The 20,422-nt window shown below is 63.5% G+C and carries 17 protein-coding genes; 9 read left to right on the plus strand and 8 right to left on the minus strand.

Translation table 11 applies throughout. The annotated features are described in order from the left end of the window. Nucleotides 1-94: 94 nt before the first annotated feature. Nucleotides 95-1,189, minus strand: a complete 1,095-nt coding sequence (locus tag ACVOLZ_RS14130) for an ABC transporter ATP-binding protein (RefSeq protein ID WP_481516723.1) — start codon at nucleotides 1,187-1,189, stop codon at nucleotides 95-97. Between the two features lie 185 nt (nucleotides 1,190-1,374). On the opposite strand from ACVOLZ_RS14130, the gene zwf reads away from it, so the two are divergent. The 5 genes from zwf (at nucleotide 1,375) to eda (ending at nucleotide 7,428) form a co-directional block, all read left to right on the plus strand. Further along, nucleotides 1,375-2,946, plus strand: a complete 1,572-nt coding sequence (gene zwf / locus ACVOLZ_RS14135; RefSeq protein WP_481516724.1) for a glucose-6-phosphate dehydrogenase — start codon at nucleotides 1,375-1,377, stop codon at nucleotides 2,944-2,946. Beyond that, nucleotides 2,943-3,950, plus strand: a complete 1,008-nt coding sequence (glk, locus tag ACVOLZ_RS14140; RefSeq protein ID WP_481516725.1) for a glucokinase — start codon at nucleotides 2,943-2,945, stop codon at nucleotides 3,948-3,950. Before zwf ends, glk begins: the two co-directional genes overlap by 4 nt. Further along, complete coding sequence (gene pgl / locus ACVOLZ_RS14145) at nucleotides 3,947-4,666, plus strand: 6-phosphogluconolactonase (RefSeq protein ID WP_481516726.1); 720 nt, start codon at nucleotides 3,947-3,949, stop codon at nucleotides 4,664-4,666. Before glk ends, pgl begins: the two co-directional genes overlap by 4 nt. A gap of 139 nt (nucleotides 4,667-4,805) precedes the next feature. Then, entirely contained in the window at nucleotides 4,806-6,716 is a 1,911-nt protein-coding gene (gene edd / locus ACVOLZ_RS14150) for a phosphogluconate dehydratase (protein WP_481516727.1), read from the plus strand. Nucleotides 6,717-6,768: 52 nt separating this feature from the next. Next, complete coding sequence (eda, locus tag ACVOLZ_RS14155; RefSeq protein WP_481516728.1) at nucleotides 6,769-7,428, plus strand: bifunctional 4-hydroxy-2-oxoglutarate aldolase/2-dehydro-3-deoxy-phosphogluconate aldolase; 660 nt, start codon at nucleotides 6,769-6,771, stop codon at nucleotides 7,426-7,428. A gap of 334 nt (nucleotides 7,429-7,762) precedes the next feature. Here eda and ACVOLZ_RS14160 read toward each other — a convergent pair whose 3' ends face one another. The 6 genes from ACVOLZ_RS14160 to ACVOLZ_RS14185 form a co-directional block, all read right to left on the minus strand. Further along, nucleotides 7,763-10,912, minus strand: coding sequence for a discoidin domain-containing protein (locus tag ACVOLZ_RS14160; RefSeq protein WP_481516743.1), 3,150 nt, complete (start codon nucleotides 10,910-10,912; stop codon nucleotides 7,763-7,765). A 142-nt stretch (nucleotides 10,913-11,054) separates the two neighbouring features. Next, a complete protein-coding gene (locus tag ACVOLZ_RS14165; RefSeq protein WP_481516729.1) occupies nucleotides 11,055-11,891 on the minus strand; it encodes a carbohydrate ABC transporter permease in 837 nt (278 codons plus the stop codon). Continuing rightward, complete coding sequence (locus ACVOLZ_RS14170; RefSeq protein ID WP_481516730.1) at nucleotides 11,888-12,769, minus strand: carbohydrate ABC transporter permease; 882 nt, start codon at nucleotides 12,767-12,769, stop codon at nucleotides 11,888-11,890. Before ACVOLZ_RS14170 ends, ACVOLZ_RS14165 begins: the two co-directional genes overlap by 4 nt. Then, on the minus strand, nucleotides 12,766-14,040 hold the full coding sequence (locus tag ACVOLZ_RS14175) for a sugar ABC transporter substrate-binding protein (RefSeq protein WP_481516744.1): 1,275 nt from the start codon (nucleotides 14,038-14,040) through the stop codon (nucleotides 12,766-12,768). The genes ACVOLZ_RS14170 and ACVOLZ_RS14175 overlap by 4 nt, the downstream gene beginning before the upstream one ends. 13 nt (nucleotides 14,041-14,053) lie before the next feature. Beyond that, nucleotides 14,054-15,628, minus strand: coding sequence for a glucoamylase family protein (locus ACVOLZ_RS14180; protein WP_481516745.1), 1,575 nt, complete (start codon nucleotides 15,626-15,628; stop codon nucleotides 14,054-14,056). A 160-nt stretch (nucleotides 15,629-15,788) separates the two neighbouring features. Continuing rightward, nucleotides 15,789-15,923, minus strand: coding sequence for a hypothetical protein (locus ACVOLZ_RS14185; protein ID WP_481516731.1), 135 nt, complete (start codon nucleotides 15,921-15,923; stop codon nucleotides 15,789-15,791). A gap of 165 nt (nucleotides 15,924-16,088) precedes the next feature. Here ACVOLZ_RS14185 and ACVOLZ_RS14190 point away from each other — a divergent pair, with 165 nt between their 5' ends. From ACVOLZ_RS14190 to ACVOLZ_RS14200, 3 genes are all read left to right on the plus strand, one after another. Next, nucleotides 16,089-17,378 carry a tyrosine-type recombinase/integrase gene (locus ACVOLZ_RS14190; RefSeq protein ID WP_080375619.1) on the plus strand — a complete coding sequence of 430 codons (1,290 nt, stop codon included), beginning with the start codon at nucleotides 16,089-16,091 and terminating at the stop codon, nucleotides 17,376-17,378. 345 nt (nucleotides 17,379-17,723) lie between these two features. Continuing rightward, nucleotides 17,724-18,095, plus strand: coding sequence for a type II toxin-antitoxin system RelE/ParE family toxin (locus ACVOLZ_RS14195; RefSeq protein WP_033474870.1), 372 nt, complete (start codon nucleotides 17,724-17,726; stop codon nucleotides 18,093-18,095). Next, nucleotides 18,088-18,411, plus strand: a complete 324-nt coding sequence (locus ACVOLZ_RS14200) for a helix-turn-helix domain-containing protein (RefSeq protein WP_033474869.1) — start codon at nucleotides 18,088-18,090, stop codon at nucleotides 18,409-18,411. Before ACVOLZ_RS14195 ends, ACVOLZ_RS14200 begins: the two co-directional genes overlap by 8 nt. An 85-nt stretch (nucleotides 18,412-18,496) precedes the next feature. Here ACVOLZ_RS14200 and ACVOLZ_RS14205 read toward each other — a convergent pair whose 3' ends face one another. Further along, complete coding sequence (locus tag ACVOLZ_RS14205) at nucleotides 18,497-19,387, minus strand: alpha/beta fold hydrolase (RefSeq protein WP_033474868.1); 891 nt, start codon at nucleotides 19,385-19,387, stop codon at nucleotides 18,497-18,499. Nucleotides 19,388-19,490: 103 nt separating this feature from the next. Between ACVOLZ_RS14205 and ACVOLZ_RS14210 the strand changes: the two genes are divergently transcribed. Continuing rightward, nucleotides 19,491-20,393 carry a LysR substrate-binding domain-containing protein gene (locus ACVOLZ_RS14210; RefSeq protein WP_033474867.1) on the plus strand — a complete coding sequence of 301 codons (903 nt, stop codon included), beginning with the start codon at nucleotides 19,491-19,493 and terminating at the stop codon, nucleotides 20,391-20,393. Nucleotides 20,394-20,422 lie beyond the last annotated feature (29 nt).

Consider the following 20,422-nt stretch of genomic DNA (forward strand, 5'->3'; position numbering starts at 1 on the left):
CCCCCCCCCCCCCCCCCCCCCCCCCCCCCCCCCCCCCCCCCCCCCCCCCCCCCCCCCCCCCCCCCCCCCCCCCCCCCCCCCCCCCCACTACCGGTCAGGTTCCGGTTTCGATGCGACTGCCACTGGCCGCTTCGAAAAAATGCAGCTTCGATGCATTCACTTCAACTGCAATCTCCTGCCCAACCTGCGGCAGCTGTTGCGGCGGCACCCGCATGATCAGCGCTTGCTCGCCATAGCGCAGATTGACGAAAATCTCGTTACCCACCGGCTCCAGCCCTTCAATGCGCGCATTGAATGCAGCCGCATGGTCACCCGGTTGCAGATGCTCAGGCCGCACCCCAACCACCAGTGGCTTGCCAAACCATTCTGCATCCAGTGACACAACGCCGAGCGTCACGTCGACACCCTCGTCCAACTGCAGCACAGCCACATCCGTGGCGTCGCGCCGCAACTGACCGCGCAGCATATTCATCGCCGGGCTACCGAGAAAGCCCGCAACAAATAGATTGACCGGCCTGTCATACAGCGCCATCGGCGTGTCGATCTGCTGGATCACACCTTCGTTGAGCACAACGATGCGCTGCCCCAGCGTCATCGCCTCGACCTGGTCATGGGTGACATAGATCATCGTGGTACCGAGCTTGCGATGCAGCTGTGCGATCTCGGTGCGCACCGAATGACGCAACTTGGCATCCAGATTGGACAGCGGCTCATCCAACAGGAACACCGCCGGCTCGCGCACCAGCGCACGCCCCAGCGCCACGCGCTGCCGCTGCCCGCCCGACATCGCACGCGGCAGCTTGTCCAGCATCGAGGTCAGGCCCAAGGAATCGGCCGCCTCCTGCACACGACGCTGCACTTCGGCCTTGTCATGCCCACGCAGCTTCAAACCAAAGCCCAGGTTCTCGGCCACGGTCATATGCGGGTAGAGCGCGTAGTTCTGGAACACCATGGCGATGTCCCGATCTTTCGGCGCAACGTCATTGACCACCCGCTCGTCGATGCGCAGTTGGCCAGCACTGATCTCCTCCAGCCCGGCCACCATTCGCAGCAGTGTGGACTTGCCACAACCCGACGGCCCCACCAGCACCATCAATTCGCCATCGGCGATATCGAAACTGGCCCCGGCCACGGCAACCTGACCGTTGTCATACACCTTGCGCACACCGTCGAATTGAACCTTGGCCATCACTACCTCGTTGCGAGTCGAAACCTGGAGCAGGGGAACACTTGCGTTACAACGACAGAACAGTTTCCTGCAATCGTATACATCCGAAACATTGTGCACGGTAAGCATATTCATATGGCACCATCACAGTCGCTCTTACATGGCACCTGCGCTCCGCTGCACGGACCTGCTTTCGCCCTCGCGGCATGCTGCATTGCACAAGCACAGGTTGCCCACGCCCGCCCCCTCGCGCCGATGGACGCGGACGTCCCAATCGCGGCGCAGGCCTTGAAGACGAACAATTGACAACGATGTCATCCGCACCCGAAACTCGTGCCATGCACGACACCCTCTTCCTGTTCGGTGCCACAGGCGATCTGGCCCAGCGTTATCTGTTCCCGTCCCTGCTACGCCTGCTCGGCGACGGTCTACTTCCCGAAGATTTCCGTGTACGTGCGCTGGCCTTGTCGCCGCATGACACCGAGAAATTCCGCGACCTCCTGCGTCCGCGTCTGGAAGCAGCCATGCCGCATGCCAGCCAGGAGGACATCGGCAACCTGCTCAGCCGCATCGACTACCGCTCGGTGGACCTGCGCAATGCAGAGTCGGTCGCCGAGGCCGTCAAGGACCTGGTGCACCGCAAGTGCGTCAGCTATCTGGCGATCCCGCCGGGTCTCTACATCTCGACCTGCGAAGGCTTGGCACTGGGCGGCGCCTTGGCTGCACCGAACCGGCTGATGCTGGAAAAGCCGATCGGCTCGGACAGCGACAGCGCCGAGGAGATCCTGCAGTCGATCGGCAAGCTGATCGACGAAGACCGCGTGTTCCGCCTGGACCACTACCTGGGCAAGGCGCCGGTACAGAACCTGATGGCGCTGCGCTTCGGCAACACCTTGCTGGAAGCGGTGTGGAACCGTAACTACATCGCCTCGGTGCACATCCTGGTTGCCGAAAGCGACGGCGTGGATGGCCGTGACTCCTATTACTCGCGCTCTGGCGCCCTGCGCGACATGGTGCAGAGCCATATTCTGCAGCTGCTGTGCCTGGTTGCGATGGAGCCGCCGGCATCGCTGGAAGCAGACCGGATCCGCGACGAAAAGGTCAAGGTGCTGCGCGCCCTGCGCCCGCTCGACGCCAAGCATGCAGCCAAGGACAGCGTGCGCGGCCGTTACACCGCCGGCACCATCAATGGTCAGCCGGCGCAGGCCTATCAGCCGCCGGAAGGCAGCGAGGCCGAAACCTTTGTCGGTGTCACCGCGCATATCGACAACTGGCGCTGGGCCGGCGTGCCGTTCCACCTGGTTACCGGCAAGCGCCTGCCCGAGCGCACCACCCGCATCGAGGTCAACCTCAAGCCGGTGACGCATTGGTTGTTCGAACGCCCTGACCGCAAGAACGCCACCCCCAACCGCCTGACCTTCCAGCTGCAGCCGCAGGAAAACATCCAGCTCGGCTTGATGAGCTCGCTGGCCGGTCCGGAATGGGGCGCGCTGGAACTGCAGCCGCTGGAACTGGAACTGTCGGTTCCCACCGGCCTGCACCGCCGCATCGCCTACGAACGCCTGTTCCTGGACGCATTCAACGGCAACCACGCACTGTTCGTGCGCGATGACGAAGTGCGCGCAGCCTGGGCCTGGATCGACAGCGTCAGCGATGCCTGGAAGGCCGCCGACCTGCCGATGGAGCCTTACCCGGCCGGTGGCTGGGGCCCGCGACTGGCGCAGGATTTCCTGCCCGAATCCATTGCCGCCGATGCGGGCCCGGAGCAAGGGCTGTGAGCCCCAGCGCTGACCTGGTACTGGTAGCGGATATTGGTGGCACCAACGCACGCTTCGCGCTGGCCGACCGCTCCGCTGCCATCCCACTGGATCAGAGCAGCATCGACGAGTACCCGGTGGCGCAGTTCGCGTCACTGGCCGATGCAGCCGCGCACTACCTGCAGCAACGTGGTGCGAGCGCCACCAGCGGCGTGTTCGCGGTAGCTGGCCGGGTCGATGGTGACGAAGCACGCATCACCAATCACCCGTGGGTGATCTCGCGTTCGCGTACCGCCGAACAGCTCGGCTTCGAGCAGCTGCATCTGATCAACGACTTCGTCGCCCAGGCCATGTCCATTGCCCTGCTCGGCGTCGCCGATGTGGTGCAGGTCGGCGGCGCCGGCTGGCAACCCGCCGCTGAAGGCGAATCGCGCAACTACTGCGTGCTCGGCCCGGGCACCGGCCTTGGCGTTGGCGGACTGGTGGTGCGCGATGGCCGCAACTACCCACTGGCCACCGAGGGCGGCCATGCCAGCTTTGCACCGAACTCACCCGAACAGATCCGTATTCTGGAGATCCTCTCGGCGCAGTTCGGTCGGGTGTCCAACGAACGCCTGGTCTGCGGTCCCGGCCTGGTCAACATCCATCGCGCCATCTGCGAGATAGCAGGTACCGATCCAGGCCTGCTGCAACCAGCAGAGGTCAGCGCACGCGCTGCCGAAGGCGATGTGCCGGCGACTCGCGCGGTTGAAGTGTTCCTTGAAATCTTCGGCGCAGTCGCCGGCGACGCGGTGCTGGTACAAGGCGCCTGGGACGGCGTGTTCCTGACCGGTGGATTGGTACCGCGCCTGCTGCAGCAGCTGCAGCATTCCGGCTTCCGTCAACGGTTTGAAAGCAAGGGACGCTTCTCCGCGACGATGTCGCAGATCCCTTCGATGGCCATCACCCATCCCTGCCCCGGCCTGCTGGGTGCCACTGCTTATGCGCTGGACATGCAGCGCGCCAATTCTGGAGTGACCGCATGAACGCCGCTGTTTCCGACCGCATCACACTTGTCCGCCATGCTGACGAAGAGGCCTGGACCGAAGGTGTCGCCAAGGAAATGGCAGCGCTGCTGAGCGCGGAGATCGAACAGCGCGGGCGCGCCCGCATGCTGCTGTCCGGTGGCACCACGCCGGCTCCCATCTACGAACTGTTGTCCGACCAGGGCCTGGAGTGGGCGCGGGTAGAAGTTGGCCTGGCCGACGAACGCTGGCTCTCGCCGCAGGACAAGGACAGCAACGCCTGGCTGGTACGCGACAGCTTCCTGCGCCATGCCGAGGGTGCGCATTTTGATCCGCTGGTGCGGGTCGGCCTGCCCATCGCCGAATGCGTGCACACCGCCAATCTGCTCGCCACCCATTCGCAGCCGGCCTGTCTGGTGGTGCTGGGCATGGGCAATGACGGCCATACCGCCTCGTTGTTCCCGGGCTCACCCGATCTGCCGCAGGTACTGCAGAGCAAGCACCCTTATGCGGCATTGGATGCCACCGGCTGCCCGGTCGCCAAGCACTGGTCCTTGCGCATCACCTTGACCCCGCACGGCCTGGGTTTGGCCAACCAGCGCCTGCTGCTGCTGCGCGGCAAGCAGAAGCTCGAGGTGCTAGAAACCGCACTTGCATCCGGCGACGTGCATACCTACCCGATCCTTGCTGCGATCAATGCGCCCGGCAACAAGCTGCGCGTGCATTGGTGCCCTTGAGCGGGGAGTAGCACATCGGGAATACGGATTGGACCTACCCGCCGCTCGCATGAGCTGCAGGCAGTACTTTTCGAACCACCAGAACCCGAAGCCCGCCACTCTCCCTGCCGTACCTCCCCCTCATTCCAGCCATAAAGCCATGCATCCGAAAATCCAAGCCATCACCGATCGCATCCGCCAGCGCAGCGCCCCATCGCGCGCGGCTTATCTGGCCGGGATTGATGCCGCACTGCGCGAAGGCCCGTTCCGCTCACGTCTGAGCTGCGGCAACCTGGCCCACGCCTATGCGGCATGTGGCCCAACCGACAAGGACCGTCTGCGCGGCGATGTGACGCCCAACCTTGGCATCATCACTTCGTACAACGACATGTTGTCGGCGCACCAGCCGTTCGAGAACTACCCGGAGCTGATCCGCGACGCTGCCCGCGAGCTGGGCGCGACCGCGCAGGTTGCCGGCGCGGTGCCCGCGATGTGCGACGGTGTGACCCAAGGCCGTGGCGGCATGGAACTGTCGCTGTTCTCGCGCGACGTGATTGCCCAGGCAACCGCGATTGGCCTCAGCCATGACATGTTCGACGCCACCATCTATCTGGGCGTGTGCGACAAGATCGTGCCCGGCCTGCTGATCGGCGCCCTCGCCTTTGGCCACCTGCCGGCGGTGTTCGTACCGGCCGGGCCGATGACACCGGGCATTCCGAACAAGAAGAAAGCCGAAGTCCGCGAGCGCTACGCCGCTGGCGAAGCCACCCGCGAAGAACTGCTGGAAGCCGAGTCGGCCTCGTACCACGGCCCGGGCACCTGCACCTTCTACGGCACCGCCAATTCCAACCAGGTCCTGCTCGAAGCAATGGGTGTGCAGCTGCCCGGTGCCTCGTTCGTCAACCCGGAACTGCCGCTGCGCGATGCCCTTACCCGCGCCGCCACTGAACGCGTATTGGAAATCAGCGCGCTGGGCAATGACTTCCGTCCGTTCGGCCGCGTGATTGATGAGCGCGCCATCGTCAACGCCGTGGTTGCACTGATGGCCACTGGCGGCTCCACCAACCACACCATTCACTGGATCGCAGTCGCGCGTGCCGCCGGTATCGTATTGACCTGGGACGACATGGACGAGCTGTCGCAGATCGTGCCGCTGCTGGCCCGCGTCTACCCCAACGGCGAAGCCGATGTGAACCGCTTTGCCGCCGCTGGCGGCCCGGGCTTCGTGTTCCGCGAGCTGATGGACGCCGGCCTGATGCACGCCGATGCGACCACGATTGCCGAAGGCGGCATGCGCGCCTTCGCCCAGGAACCGCGCCTCACCGACGGCAAGGTCACGTATGTACCCGCCGCTGAACGCAGCGGTGACGAAGAAGTAGTGCGTCCTGCCTCCAATCCGTTCGAGGCCCAGGGCGGCCTGCGCCTGCTGCGCGGCAATATCGGCCGTTCGCTGATCAAGCTGTCGGCAGTGAAGCCGCAGTACCGCACGATCGAAGCCCCGGCCGTGGTCGTCGATGCGCCGCAGATCCTCAACAAACTGCATGCCGCAGGCGTCCTGCCGCAGGACTTCGTCGCCGTGGTCCGCTACCAGGGCCCACGCTCCAATGGCATGCCGGAACTGCATTCGCTGGCACCGCTGCTGGGCCTGCTGCAGAACCAGGGCCGGCGCGTCGCACTGGTAACCGATGGCCGCCTCTCGGGCGCCTCCGGCAAGATCCCGGCTGCCATCCACGTCACTCCGGAAGCCTCACGTGGCGGCCCGATCGCACGCATCCGCGAAGGCGACATCATTCGTCTGGACGGTGAAGCCGGCACCCTGGAAGTGCTGGTCGACGCCGCTGAGTGGGCTGCGCGCGGTATTGCCGCCAACACCGCACCGGCAGGCTCGGACATGGGCCGCAACCTGTTCGCGATGAACCGCCGCATCGTTGGCCCGGCTGATCAGGGCGCGATCTCGATTTCCTGCGGCCCGGCCAGCCCGGATGGCGGCCTGTGGGACTACGACGCCGAGTACGAACTCGGCCACGATCACGCCGCTGCCGCTGCCCCGCACGAAGCCAACGACGCCTGAGATTCGGGATTCTGGATTAGAGATTCGCGAACACGTTATCAATGAGGACACCATGAGCATTGCCCAATATCAGGACCGCGCCGAGCAGCTGCTGAGCGCCGCTGGCATCCTGCCGGTCGTTACCGTGCATACCCTCGACCAGGCGCGCGCCGTCAGCGCCGCCCTGCTCGAAGGCGGCCTGCCCGCGATTGAACTGACCCTGCGCACGCCGGTGGCGATGGAAGCGCTGGCCATGCTCAAGCGCGAATTGCCAGATGTGGTGGTAGGTGCCGGCACGGTGCTGACCGTCGAGCAGATGCAGCGCTCGATCGATGCCGGTGCCGACTTCATCGTTACCCCGGGTACGCCCGCGCATATGGCCGATGCTCTGGCTGCCGCGCCGTTGCCGGTGGTTCCGGGAGCTGCTTCACCGACCGAACTGCTGGAACTGGTCGCGCGCGGCTTCCGCATCTGCAAGCTGTTCCCGGCCACCGCCGTCGGCGGCCTGGCGATGATCAAGGGCGTTGCCGGTCCGATCCCGGAACTCAAGCTCTGCCCTACCGGCGGCATCACCGAAGCTACCGCAGGCGACTACCTGTCGCAGAAGAACGTGGTCTGCATCGGCGGCTCGTGGATGGTGCAGGACAGCTGGATCCGCAACGGCCAATGGGACGAAGTGAAAAATTCCGCCGCCGCTGCTGCTGCCATCGTCAAGCAGGCTCGCGCTGGCTGACGCAAGGCAGCTTCTTTTGTAGGAGCGGCGTAAGCCGCGAAGCCGACAGCATCGAAACCACCTGCATCCACTTCCCCAGGTTCCGACCAGGAAGCGGGTGCCGTTTACGCATGATCTGCAAGCAGCATCAGCTTCGCGGCTTACGCCGCTCCTACAAGCATTTTCCGGGAAAGCCCCTGCCGAGCATGGCTCGGCACTACATCTTTGCTCCCAGCCATTGGTCGCAAGCCAACGGGAGCGTGGTGGTTTCTTTTTCTCAGATCCGACGGAAGTTCTTCCTCTCCCTCTCGTCGACTGGCCTGCGCCTCGGTATTCGAGGCGCAGTTTTTATCGCTCAGCGCTTGCTGCGCTCATTGCGGCGTAGCTCGGCAGGAATCTCGATCTCGACCTTGGCCGGCAAGCTGCTTATGTGCAACTCATTGCCCAACCACTGTGCCGGTTCGCCATTGATGGTAGCTTCCCCCGGCGCGCCCTCATAAGGCCATTGCAGCAAAAGCCCGGCCGCAGGCAAGCGCAGTCCTTCAGACACCTCCAAGGTCAGCTGCTTGTCACTGCGCTGCAGCGCGTAACTCAAGGTGCCGTGCGAGGTGTTCAAGTCCTCGATGGCGATGCCTTTGCCGGTCAACCATGCACTTGGCACACCCCCAGCCAATACGATCGGACCATCCACATCGCGCTCATAGGCGAACATGTCCAGGGCCGAACGAACGAAGTCCGACGCCACCCATGCATGTGGCAGATCGCCGACAAAGAACGGTTTTCGTGGCGTTGAGGACACCACTTCGGCCCATTGATTCCATGCCGGCGGCGCACGGTCCTTGAAGAAGAACTCGGTGGCCTCCCAGGCCCGTGCACGCCAACCAAGGCGCACGAAAGCACTGACATTGCGCCACTCATACGGCGTGTAGTCCTTCCATTGGCGCTTGCCGTCACGGCGCTCGACGAAGTGCTGCCAATAGCGCTCGAAGGTATTGTCCAAGGCCGGCTGCGGCAACCTGCCCTGCTCGCCACCCGGTGCCAAAGCGATGGTGGTCGAGGTCGCATCGAAGTCGCCCAACTCCACCGATCCGGGCAGATAGTCGATCTTGTGCGCCGCCATCGCCGCACGCAGCGATTCGTCCAGGTCCTGGCGGAACTGGTCACGCGAGGCTGCCATGGTCAGCGCTTCGGTTTCCAAGCCCAAGGCTGTCGCCATATCGGCGGCGTCCTTGTAACCACGCAGCGCCCAGAAGTTGTCCCAGTACGAATGCACCGGCTTGGCCGAATAGCCTTCGTGACTGATCGAGGCCGGCATCATCCCGTAGAAGCCGGCGTTGCGCGCACGGTTCTCCTCGGTGCGTTCACTCAGGCGCAGCAGCTCCATGTAGTTCCATGCCGATTGCACATGCGGCCACATCTGCTGCAGGAAAGCAGTGTCACCGGTATGTCGCCAATACTCGGCGATGGTGTAGATCAGTTCGCCGTGGCTGTCGTTCTCCGGCACCGGATCGCTGCCACGCGCATCCACGCAGCACGGCACCATGCCGCTTTCAAACTGATACGGCGCATACCAGTCGACGTACTGGCGCACTGCATCGGCGCGACCCATCCGCAACAAACCCTCCGAGATCATCGCGCCGTCGCGGATCCAACTGCGTGCATAGGAACGCGTGCCCGGTTGCAGGCTCGGTCCAACCCGCGAGATCAGCATGTGTGCGAGCGCGGTGCGCAGCGTGTTGGCCAGCGGCTGGCCAGCCTCGGGCACGCGCAGCTTGAGCTGGTCCAACTTCTGCCGCCACATCGTGGCGACCTGTTGCTGCGCTTTGTCCGCATCGAACTTGGCCGGCATCTGCCAATTGCCGGTCTGCGGGAGCACCAGCACTACTTCGCGGCGCTGGCCAGGCTCCAGTTTCCAGCTGTAGACCAAGGCACCCGAAGCCAAGCCGGTGGCGTCGCGAACCTCCTGTGTGGTTGGCAAGTCCTTGTCAGCTAGATGGGTGACATCCAGCTTGCTGTCGAAGCTGCTGGCGAAACCGGCATCGGCCGGAAGTGACGTATACACGCGCGGCTGGCCATTGACACTTATCTGCCCGGTTCGCACGGCCAGATTGTCGATACGACTGACGCCGCCGACGGTATTGAGGAACTGGCTGGGCGGATTGACCTGGAACGGCCGCACCGCAAGCGCCAACCGGTACTCGTGCGCGACCTTGTCGGTATTGCGCAGCTCGTAGCGCGCCACCAACTGCGCCTGCTCCGGCCGGCCCTGCACGAAACCGCTTACGTTCAAGCCAAACTGATCGTGCTGCCAGCCCACCGACGGCATCGGCAGATACCCGTCCTGCAGACTCTGGCTGGACTTCACCTCTGCCCAACCAAGCACCTTGCCATCGAGCACCACAAACGGCTCGATACTGAAGCCACCCTTCATCGCCTCGATTGCACCGTCCTCGCTGATCAGCGCCTGCTCGCGGCCGCCGTCCAGACCCAGGATGGTCCAGTACGGCTGCTCGCCAGTGAAGCCACGCGGCAAGGAGCCGCGCGGCAGATCGGCCGCAACAGAACGGATGAAATCATTCGGGGTATTGGCAAACGACAGCGGCTTGAGGCTGATATCGCGGATGCCATAACGCCAGTTGGGGCCATCGACCAGATCAAATCGCAGGTAGCGCGCTTCGGTCTCCGGCAATGCCAACCAATCCTTGCCGCCAGTACCGCTGGTGACTTCACGCAACGTCTTCCAGTCGCGCCCATCGGCGGACGCGCGTACCACGTAGCGGCTCGCTTCCAGACCGGGTGCCCATTGCACGACCGCGCCACCGAACTCGCGCACCTTACCCAGATCCAGGCTGACCGTCTGTTGCTTTACGCCGCCGCTGATCCACAAGGTATCCGGCTTGCCGTCGGCGATGCGCTGCTGCAGGGCAGTCGCGGTATCGGCGATCACCGTGGTGGTCAGCGCCGAGTTGTCCTCCTTCGGCAGCGGCTGCAGGGTCAGCTGATCGAAGCACACCGTGCCACGGCCACCGACCTTGCTGTAGATGGTGAACTCAACCGCCGCGCTGCGCCGCAGGGTCTTGTCCTGGTCCGGGCCCCAGGCCTTCTCGATATGCCGCTTGCGATAGCTGATGCGGGTCCAGTTCTTGGGGAAGTTGAAACCCGGACGATTGACCCACCAGACGTTGTCGCCACTGGCATCAACCAGCTTGAACTGCAGGTCGTTGGCCGGTGAATCACCGCGCAGGTCGAACGACAGCTGGTAGTTCTCAGGCCAGCTCACATCCAACGGACGACGGATGCCGACGTAGCCGGAAACCTCATGGAAGTCGTAGTCCAGGCACAACGCGCGGCCACTGTTGCCGGCTACTGGTCGCAGCGAGCCGCTGACCTGCGGCGAGGTGATCAGCTGCCACGCGCTGACATCGTCGAATTTGGCGAGCACAGCAGCACTGGCTGGTTGTACCCACGCCAGCAGCAAGCCCAGCACAACGATGGAAAAACGCATATTCATCAGCAAAATCCCGATTCAACACCAGCAAGCAACACCTGCTGGATTTTCGCAAAGATCACCGCCATTCGCGGCGGTATGTTTCGTATGGAAGTTCAGCGTCACAGCTACATGACAGCCCGCGCCGCACTCAGCGGCTTCAGCCCTTAACGCTGCCCAGCAACAGGCCCTGGATGTAGTAGCGCTGCAGCACCAGGAACAACAAAAGGACCGGCAACACCGTCACCACCGCGCCAGCCATCATCATTTCCACATCCATGATGTGTTCGCGCGACAAGCTGGCCAGTGCCACCGGCAAGGTGTAGTGCTCCTGGTCGGTCAGCACGATCAATGGCCACATGAAATCGTTCCATGCGCCCATGAAGGTGAAGATCGCCAAGGTCACCAGCACCGGCTTGAGCATCGGCAACACGATCTGGAAGAAGATCCGCGCCTCACTGGCACCATCGATCCGCGCCGCCTCCAGCAACTCATCGGGAATCGAGCGCGCGTACTGACGCACCAGGAAGATGCCGAACACGCTGGCCAAGGCCGGAATCACCACACCACCAAAGGTGTTCACGAAACCCATCTGCTTCATCAGCAGAAACAGCGGCAGCATCGCCACCTGTGCAGGGATCACCAGCGCGGCCAACAACATCTGGAACAGCCGCTCGCGGCCGGCAAAACGCAGCTTGGCAAAGGCATAACCGGCCAGGGTGTTGAACAGCAGCGAGCCCAAGGTGATCGCAATCGACACCAACAAGCTGTTGACGAAGTTGTTGCCCATGCCGGTGCGGGCGAACAAGGCCTGGTAGTTGGCCAGCGTGGTATGCGCCGGCAACAACGGCGGCGGGAACTGCGATGCCTGCCCGCTGGGCATGAACGACACCGACAGCATCCACGCCAACGGCGCCAGACTGATCACCGCCAGCAACAACAGCCCACCATTCACCCACCACGCATGCCAGCGCGACTGCCCAATCTCGCGACTCATACCAGCTCCCTGCGCTTACCGAAGCGCAACATCAGCGTGGTCACCGCCAGAATGATCAGGAACAACAGGAAGGCCACGGCGGAGGCGCGCCCCAGGTTCCACCACTTGAAGCCTTCCTCGAACATGAAGTACAGCACGCTCACCGTGCTTTGCAGTGGATCGCCACGGGTCATCACATAAGGCTCGGCAAACAGCTGGAAGTAGCCGGACACGGTGATCACACCAACCACAAGCAGCACCGGCCCTAGCATCGGCAAGGTGATGTGCAGGAACTGCTGCCAACGCGAGGCGCCATCAATCCGCGCCGCCTCGTACAAGTCCTTGGGGATGGCCTGCAGACCGGCCAGGAAGATCACCATGTTGTAACCGAAGTTTTTCCACACCGCGAAACCAATGATGGTCGGCATCGCCCAGTTCGGGTCACCGAGCCAGTCGATCGGATTGATGCCGATCTGGCCCAACCCCCAGTTCACCAGCCCGTAGCGGGTGTGGAACAGATAACGCCAGATCACCGCCACCGCCACCAAGGTGGTTACCACCGGCGCGAACAGCGCCGTGCGGAACAACGCCTTGGATCGTGCGGCCGGCGCGTTGAGCAACAACGCAGCGCCCAGCGAAACACCTATCGACAAGGGCACGCCGGCCACCACGAAGTACGCGGTATTGCCCAGCGACTTCCAGAACATCGGCGTCTGCAGCAGATCGATGTAATTGCCAAGACCGGCGAAGCGCAGGTTGTGCGGATCAGCCAAGGCATAGAGATCGAAGTCGGTCAGGCTCAAGGCCAGCGCCGACAACACGGGTAGACCGAAGAACACGCCGATCACGATCAGCGCCGGTGCGGCGAAGATCCAGCCAGCCAGCGAGCCGCGCTTCATGGCGCCGCCTTCGCAGCCGCACCAGCCTGCTGCTCGACGATCCAACGGCGCTTGGCAAGGATGTCATCCACCTGCTGATCCAACTGTTCGACCGCCTTGTCCTGCGGCAAACCACCGCGCACCACCTGCTCGGTCACCACCCGCATCTGCTGGGCGATGCGCTCCCACTCCAAAACCTTTGGCGTGGGCTTGACCCGTTCCAGCTGATCGGCGAAAGCGGCAGTCAACGGATCATCCTGCAGCTCCGGCGACTGCCACGCACTGCGCCGCGGCGGCAGGTCGCCAATGATCTTGTAGAAGCGCTGCTGGATGGCAGGACGCGACAGGAATTCGATCAGCTTCCATGCCGCTTCTTTCTTCTGCGAAGAACGGAACACCACCAGACTGGTGCCACCGGCAATGCCTGCGCCCAGACCATCAGGACCGGGCAGCGGCGTTGCGCCCCACTCGCCCTCCAGCGAGGCCGGTTGGCGCTGGCGGAACTCGCGGATATTCCACGGGCCCGACAGATAGAACGCAGTGAACCCGCGGAAGAATTCATCCCAGACGTTGGAAATCTGGGTCTCGGACATCTTCGGCGCCCAGCCCTGCTCGAACATATTGTCGTAGAAGGCCAGCGTGCGACGGAAACCGGGACTGCGGAAGTTGCCGCGGGTATCACCATCGCGCAGCAGCGAATCCTCCTGCTGCAAGGCGAACGACAGCTGCGGCTCGAATTCGTTCAAGGGCATAAGTACGGGGTAGCCACGCGTGCCCATGATCTTCTTCAGCGCCGCGTTCATCTGCTCCCATTCGGCCCAGGTCTTCGGCGGTTGCGAGTAACCGGCCTGACGCAGCAGATCCTTGCGATAGAACAGCAGCCGCGTATCCACGTACCAGGGAATACCGACCAGCTGACCGTCGACGACATTGGTGTCCCAGATGCCGGAAAAATAGTCCTGCTGATCGATGACCGTTGACGCGTCAACCAATGGCTGCAGCGGCGTCAGCGTCTGCAAGGTGGCGAACTCGGCGATCCATGTGTTGCCGAGCTGGCAGACATCAGGCAGACCGTCGGCGGCATACGCCGTCAACAGTTTCTCGTGCGCTGCCGTCCATGGAATGTTCTGTACATCCACACGGATGCCCGGGTTTTCCGCCTCGAACTCACGTACCAGCTCCCCAACCACTTCAGCCTCGCGGCCCATCGCCCAGAACCGCAAGGTGGTGCCCTGCTCCGGCTTGGCGCAGCCTGCGAGCAACAGCAACAACAGCATGGCCAGCGCGCGCATCATTGGCCGCGCATCACTGCTTCGTGGCCGCAGGCGCAGCCGGCTTCTCGCTGGCTGCCTTCTGCTCGGCCGCTGCCGAAGCGCGCGACTCGGCAATTCCTGCTGCCCGCGCCGAAGCAGCCTGTTCGTCCTTCTGCAACGGCTGGAAGCTGTCTTCCGGCGCCAGCCAGCCGCCAGTGAACCCGGCCCGCTCCAAGCCCTTGCGGATGTAAGGGTTCTTCTTCATCACTTCCCACACGAATTCATCGCGGTAATTGGCGATGCCGGCGAGGATAGGCCCCTGATCAATGGCGATGTAATCGCTGGCCACCCAGCCGCGCTCGGGGATCAAGCGTCCGGTCTTGAGCGGAATGTCGTAGCTGAAGCTCGGATTGAAGGAATCCAGGAAGCCATAGCTGGAGTACAGGTAGTCGCCGTAGCGCTTGTGCATTTCCACCGTGGCCGGGATCACCACTTCCGGCGCGAACGGCAGCGAGGAGATTGCCGCAGATGGCACGATGGTGCCGTCATCGAAGTTCTCGCGCAGGCCCGCACCGCGTGCCGAGTAGTGGCGGAACTGGCGCTGCTCGCCCTTGTAGTCCTGGGTGGTGTTCTGCGGGCCATCGCCTGCAGTCAAACCCCATACATTGGCGCTGTAGTCTTTCCACTGCATCGGATTTTCAATCGCATACTCGCGTTGCGCCAGGGTCGCGCGGCGACTATTGAGGAAATAGTCGATGCCACGTTCGCGCATGTACGGGTCCTGGATATCGCGGAAGTCGATCCAGACATGGCTGTACTGATGGCCGAACAGCGGCCCGAACGACAGGTATTCCTGACCTTGGTACACGCCCCAATCGTTGTCATAGGTGCGCGTCCATACCGTCCAAGCATCTGGCTCGACAGGATGTGTCGGCGAACCCAGCGCAAGCACATACAACATCATCGCCTCGTTGTAGCCCATCCAGTCGTGCTGGATGAAGCCGCTCTCCGGGAACCAGCCCATCGATACCAAGGGCTTGTTGCGTTGCAGCCACTGCCAATCCACGCGCTTGTAGATCGTATCGGCAATCTGCCGGATCTCTTTTTCGCGCGGATCGTCCTGGTCGTAATAACTCTGTGCAAAAAGCACGCCCATCAACAGCAGCGCGGTATCCACGCTGGAAAGCTCCACCCAGCTGTCGTAGCGGCGCCCCTGCTGCATGTCGAGGAAGTGGTAATAAAAGCCCTTGTACCCTGCCTTGCCGGTGCGCTGCGGCCCGCTGGGCAGGTCACGGAAGAACTTCAGCGTAACCAGGGTGCGTTCCACCGCCTGATTGCGACTGACCCAGCCGTTCTCGATACCGATCGGATAGGAGGTCAGTGCGAAGCCCACCGAAGCGATGCTGGCAAACGGCCGCGACGGATAGCGGTCCGGGGTAAGCCCGTTCTGCTCGTTGGTGGTATCCCAGAAGAACTGGAAGGTACGCCGTTCAATGTCATCGAATAGCGGCGGCAGCTCCGGTTTCATCGGCCGTGGCGGCAGATCCGCCTCGATCAGGATCACCTGCGGCAATACCTTCGGCATCGGTGGCTCCGGCGCTTTGCCACAGCCCCCCAGCAACGCCAGCCCGATACCGGCGAGAACACAGGCCAACAACGGCGGGGTGCGTGACTTGCTCAAGGCGACATCCATCTAGAGAACATAGCAGCAGATTCATGTAGCAAAGGCGTGCTGCATATAAGAAAGGTCCCGGCCTTCGATCATGAGGTGACCGGGACCCACACGCTTACCAATCCAGGCCGAACGACAGTTTGACCGTCCGCGTGGGAAGCAGCTGTTCGGTAGTCCTGGGATCAGCATCACCCGGGGCGCGGAACCAGCGCGGATAGTTGTAGTTGACCCAATCGAACAGTTTGAACATAGGTTCCGCACCGAGATACGCGGGACTACGCCAGCCCTCGCCGCAGCGAGTTTTCCTAGGGATGACGCGGATTCACCATATCCCGGTGCTTTCTGCAACCCGACCTGATTCCCCCTCGCCAGGCTCCTACTTGGCCCCTGGAATCGGTCATCCCGAGGACTGTTCATGGCCAAGATCAAACTCACCAAATCCGTGGTCGATTCGGCGGAACCCGAAGCCCACGACGTTGAACTGCGCGACACCCTCGTGCCCGGCTTTCTCTGCAAGGTCACGCCGGCTGGTCGCAAGGTGTTCATGCTCCAGTACCGTACCAATGCCGGCGACCGCCGCAAGCCCTCGCTCGGTCTGTTCGGCGAACTGACCGTCGAGCAGGCCCGCACCAAGGCGCAAAACTGGCTGGCGGAAGTCCGCCAAGGCCGCGATCCCGGCGCGGCCAAGGTCGAGGCGCGCAAGGTGCCGACGATGAAGGAGCTATGCACGCGCTTCATGGAAGATCACTCGAAGCGCCACAACAAGAAGTCTTCGCAGAAGACCTACCAGACCTACATCGACAACCACATCATCCCGAAGCTCGGCAAGCTCAAAGTCTCTGAGGTCAAGCGCGCCGACATTGCCGCGATGATGAAGAAGATGGAACACATCCCGACCTGCGGCAATCGCACCTACTCGTTGCTGCGGGTGATGTTCAACCTGGCCGAAGTGTGGGGCTACCGGCCCGAAGGCTCCAATCCGTGCCGGCACATCAAGGGGCTTCCGGAGAAAGGCGAATCCCGGCTCATCACCGACGAGGAAATGGGCAAGCTGTTCGCCTACCTCGATCAAGCGGAGATCGAGCGCACCGTCCGCCCCGAAACCCTGCTGGCGATCCGCCTGCAATTCGAGTTCGCGGCACGCATGTCGGAAATCCTCTCTCTGCAATGGGACTGGATCGACTTCGAGAACCGCCGCATCAACTGGCCCGATAGCAAGACCGGCCCCATGTCCAAGCCCATCAGCGAGGAAGCGCAGCGGTTGCTGTCCAATGCCACGAGGTATGAAGATTCGCCCTACGTCATCACGGCCGCACGCGACCACAAGCGGCCCATGTCCAAGGGCGTTTACTACCATGCGTGGGTCACGCTCGCCAAGCGCGCCGGCCTGGCTCATGTCGGCACCCACGGCATTCGCCACCGCTCGGCCACCGACATTGCCAATTCCGGCGTGCCGATCAAGGTGGGCATGGCACTGACGGCGCACAAGACCGTGGGCATGTTCATGCGCTACGTCCACACCCAGGATCAGGAAGAACGCGAGGCCAGCGACGTGGTGGCGAAGCTGCGCAAGTTGATCGCCAGCGGCCAGCAGGCCGCGCCCGCGAAGGCCGAGGAAGCGACGGAACTGCCGCAGGCGCTGGCCGAGCTGTTCAAGCTGCTCAAGCGTTCGCCCGAACTGCTGGAAAAACTGGAAGCCGCGTGATGCCGGCCCAGGCTCTAGCGGAGAAATGTCGTGACGGCGACACGACATTTTCCGTCCTCGCCCAGCCCCGAATTGTCGTATCACCGATACGACAATTCGCGCGGCCGGTGGCTTTCGACTGCTACGCCGGAGCACGCCCCAGCGAGTTTCCGGCCGCGCCAGCCTGCGGCATCCTTCCTTCATTTGCGGATGGACGCCCGTGCCGCTTGAACTGACCGGCTTCGTTCCGCTGGGCGTGCCTGGCCGGGCCGTACCTGCCACGGCAAGCGAGCCTGCCTAGCGATCTGGCAGCATCCATCCCTTCATGGACAAGTCATGCCACTGAGTGGTATAGTGAGGACAGCGATGCACATCTTCAAAACCCGTCACTTCCAGCGGTGGATGCGCAAGACGGCATTGGGCGATTCTGATCTGCGCAAGGCTGTCCTTGAAATGACCGCCGGACTGATCGACGCCGATCTCGGCGGTGGCGTGGTGAAGAAACGTATCGGATTGGCCGGGCGCGGCAAGCGCGGCGGAGTGAGAACGCTGGTCGCCACCAACAAGGGCAACCGCTGGTTCTTCGTCTTCGGGTTTGAGAAGAACGAGCGGGACAACATCAGCGACGCCGAACTGCAAGCCTTGCAGGACTACGCCGCCGATTTGTTGGAGCGCACGGCCGCGCAACTGGATGCCGCCGCTGCCGACGGTACTTTGCTGGAGATCACCGATGACTGAAAAAGCCCAACCCAAGAGCCGCATTCTGGAAGCGGTGCATGAAGGCGCCCGCGATCTGCACCACCTGGGGTTTATCGACAAGCGCAAGATGCAGAAGTACGACCTGCTGTGCCTGGAGCCGGTGCAGGACTACGATGCCGCCAAGATCAAGGCGCTGCGCGAGCGCCTGCAACTGAGCCAGGCCGTGCTGGCCTCGGTGCTCAACACCAGCGCGTCCACCGTCCGTAAGTGGGAAGTGGGCGACAAGCGCCCCAGCGGCCCGTCGCAGAAACTGCTGGACATCATCGAACGCAAGGGCCTGGAAGCCGTGCTCTGAACGGCCGCAGGCGCATTGACGAACAGAACCCGCCAGCGATGGCGGGTTCTGCGTTTCAGAGGTCAGCGCGGCGACGCATTGGCGCTCACGCCGATGCGCAGAACCGCGAAACAGCCTCGGCGACCGCCTGCGGCGCCTCCCGCTGCGGAAAGTGGCCGACGCCATCGAGCACCTGTCGCTCGTAGCGGCCCGTAAAGAACGCTTCCCGCCCCTTGGAACTGTCGGGGTGGTTGCAGGTATCGGCCCCGCCGTGCAGCACCAGGGTCGGAACCGACAGGACGGGCGCGGGGTTCAGGCGCGCTTCGTCCTCCGCATAGGCCGGGTCGCCCTCTGCGAAGCCCCAGCGGTGGCGGTAGGAGTGCAGCACGATCTCGGCCCAGTCCTCGCCCTGGAATGCCCGCGCTGCCTCGTCGAAATCGGCAGGGTCGTACCAGCCGGCCGGTGCCCAGGTGTCCCACATCTGCCGGGCGAACGCCTCGCGTTCTTCCCGCACCACGCGCTCGCCGCGCGGCGTGGCCATGTACCAGTGATACCAGTAGTTGCGCGCCTGCGCCAAGGACATTGGCTGGTTCGGGTCGTTGGTGCCGTAGCCGACCGACAGCATCGCCAGGTGCGAGGCCACGCCATCGCGCAGGCCGCAGGCATTGGCGGCGGCCCGTGCGCCCCAGTCATGGCCGATCAGCGCGGGCTGCGCCAAGCCGAGCACGTCGATGAAGTCCAGCAGGTCACGGCCCAGGGCGGACAACTGGCCGCTGCGTGGCGCGCCGGCCTCTCGGAACCGGGTCGGCGCAAAACCGCGCAGCGCCGGCGCCAGCACCCGGTAGCCAGCGTCGGCCAGGATGGGCGCCACGGCCTTCCAGCACTCGGGGCTGTCCGGCCAACCGTGCAGCAGGATGGCGGTTCGCGCTCCCTGCCGGTTCCATTCGAGATAGGCGATGTCGAGCCGTTCGGTCGTGGCGACTTGATAGTCCTGCATGGGTTTGTCTCCCGTCGTGAAGATGCGCCAGCGTAGCTGGACGACTCCATTTGATTGGAGAATAATCATTCATCATTGATGATTTTTCGTGTTGAATTACTGAATGAACCTATCTCCCATCGCCGATGGCCCGCCGCTGGAAACGGTACTGCTGCGCACCTTCCTCGAAATCGTGGACAGCGGCAGCTTCGCCACCGCCGCCGAGCGGCTGGCGCTGACGCCTTCTGCCGTCAGCGGGCACATGCGGCGGCTGGAACAGATCGCCGGTGCCAGCCTGCTGGCGCGCACCACGCGCCGGCTGGAGCTGACCCAGGCGGGCGATACCCTGTACGCCTACGGCCGCAACATCCTCGATCTGGAGCGCGAGGCCCGCGCCAAGCTGCGGGGCACCCCGCTGCGCGGGCGTCTGCGCATCGGCGCCTTGGAAGACTTTGCCGGTGCCTGGCTGCCCCAGGTGCTGCAACGCTTTGCCCAGTGGCATCCCGAAGCCACGGTGGAATTGAAAGTCGGCATCACCGCCGACCTGCTGCGCCAGCAGGAACGTGGCCGCCTGGATCTGGTGTTCGGCAAGCAATGCAGCCGGGTCGAAGGTAGCGGCACGCTGCTGTGGGAAGAACCGCTGGTGTGGGCGTTTGCCGCCGATCACCCGTTGCCGGCGCAAGCACCGTTGCCGCTGGCGGTCTTTCCCGAACCGTGCGTCTACCGGGAGTCGGCGGTCACGGCGCTGGGCCAGACGGATCGCACCTGGCGCATCGTCTTCGAGAGCAGCAGCATGGCAGGCTGCCTGTCGGCGGCGCGGGCAGGTTTCGCCGCCACGGTCATCGCCGACAGCCAGCGCGGCGAAGGCTTGCGCGTGCTGGGCGGTGAGGATGGCCTGCCCGAACTGCCGGCGGCGCGCTTCTACGCTTTCGCCGGCAAGGACAGCCCGGCCAGCACGGCGCTGATCGAGGCGGCCCGACGCGCCGGCCAAAGCCGGTTTACTCCGCGAGGGCTGCGGGACCGATAGGCGCTATGGCTGTCTTCGTGTTGATTGAA

The sequence above is a fragment of the Stenotrophomonas sp. STEN020 genome (assembly GCF_056760195.1).

What these genes read in the sequence shown, in the direction of transcription:
- ACVOLZ_RS14130 (WP_481516723.1), bottom strand. Translation starts at nt 1,189, where the DNA reads ATGGCCAAGGTTCAATTCGACGGTGTGCGCAAGGTGTATGACAACGGT.
- zwf (WP_481516724.1), top strand. Translation starts at nt 1,375, where the DNA reads ATGCTGCATTGCACAAGCACAGGTTGCCCACGCCCGCCCCCTCGCGCC.
- pgl (WP_481516726.1), top strand. Translation starts at nt 3,947, where the DNA reads ATGAACGCCGCTGTTTCCGACCGCATCACACTTGTCCGCCATGCTGAC.
- edd (WP_481516727.1), top strand. Translation starts at nt 4,806, where the DNA reads ATGCATCCGAAAATCCAAGCCATCACCGATCGCATCCGCCAGCGCAGC.
- eda (WP_481516728.1), top strand. Translation starts at nt 6,769, where the DNA reads ATGAGCATTGCCCAATATCAGGACCGCGCCGAGCAGCTGCTGAGCGCC.
- ACVOLZ_RS14160 (WP_481516743.1), bottom strand. Translation starts at nt 10,912, where the DNA reads ATGCGTTTTTCCATCGTTGTGCTGGGCTTGCTGCTGGCGTGGGTACAA.
- ACVOLZ_RS14165 (WP_481516729.1), bottom strand. Translation starts at nt 11,891, where the DNA reads ATGAGTCGCGAGATTGGGCAGTCGCGCTGGCATGCGTGGTGGGTGAAT.
- ACVOLZ_RS14170 (WP_481516730.1), bottom strand. Translation starts at nt 12,769, where the DNA reads ATGAAGCGCGGCTCGCTGGCTGGCTGGATCTTCGCCGCACCGGCGCTG.
- ACVOLZ_RS14175 (WP_481516744.1), bottom strand. Translation starts at nt 14,040, where the DNA reads ATGCGCGCGCTGGCCATGCTGTTGTTGCTGTTGCTCGCAGGCTGCGCC.
- ACVOLZ_RS14185 (WP_481516731.1), bottom strand. Translation starts at nt 15,923, where the DNA reads ATGTTCAAACTGTTCGATTGGGTCAACTACAACTATCCGCGCTGGTTC.
- ACVOLZ_RS14190 (WP_080375619.1), top strand. Translation starts at nt 16,089, where the DNA reads ATGGCCAAGATCAAACTCACCAAATCCGTGGTCGATTCGGCGGAACCC.
- ACVOLZ_RS14195 (WP_033474870.1), top strand. Translation starts at nt 17,724, where the DNA reads ATGCACATCTTCAAAACCCGTCACTTCCAGCGGTGGATGCGCAAGACG.
- ACVOLZ_RS14200 (WP_033474869.1), top strand. Translation starts at nt 18,088, where the DNA reads ATGACTGAAAAAGCCCAACCCAAGAGCCGCATTCTGGAAGCGGTGCAT.
- ACVOLZ_RS14205 (WP_033474868.1), bottom strand. Translation starts at nt 19,387, where the DNA reads ATGCAGGACTATCAAGTCGCCACGACCGAACGGCTCGACATCGCCTAT.
- ACVOLZ_RS14210 (WP_033474867.1), top strand. Translation starts at nt 19,491, where the DNA reads ATGAACCTATCTCCCATCGCCGATGGCCCGCCGCTGGAAACGGTACTG.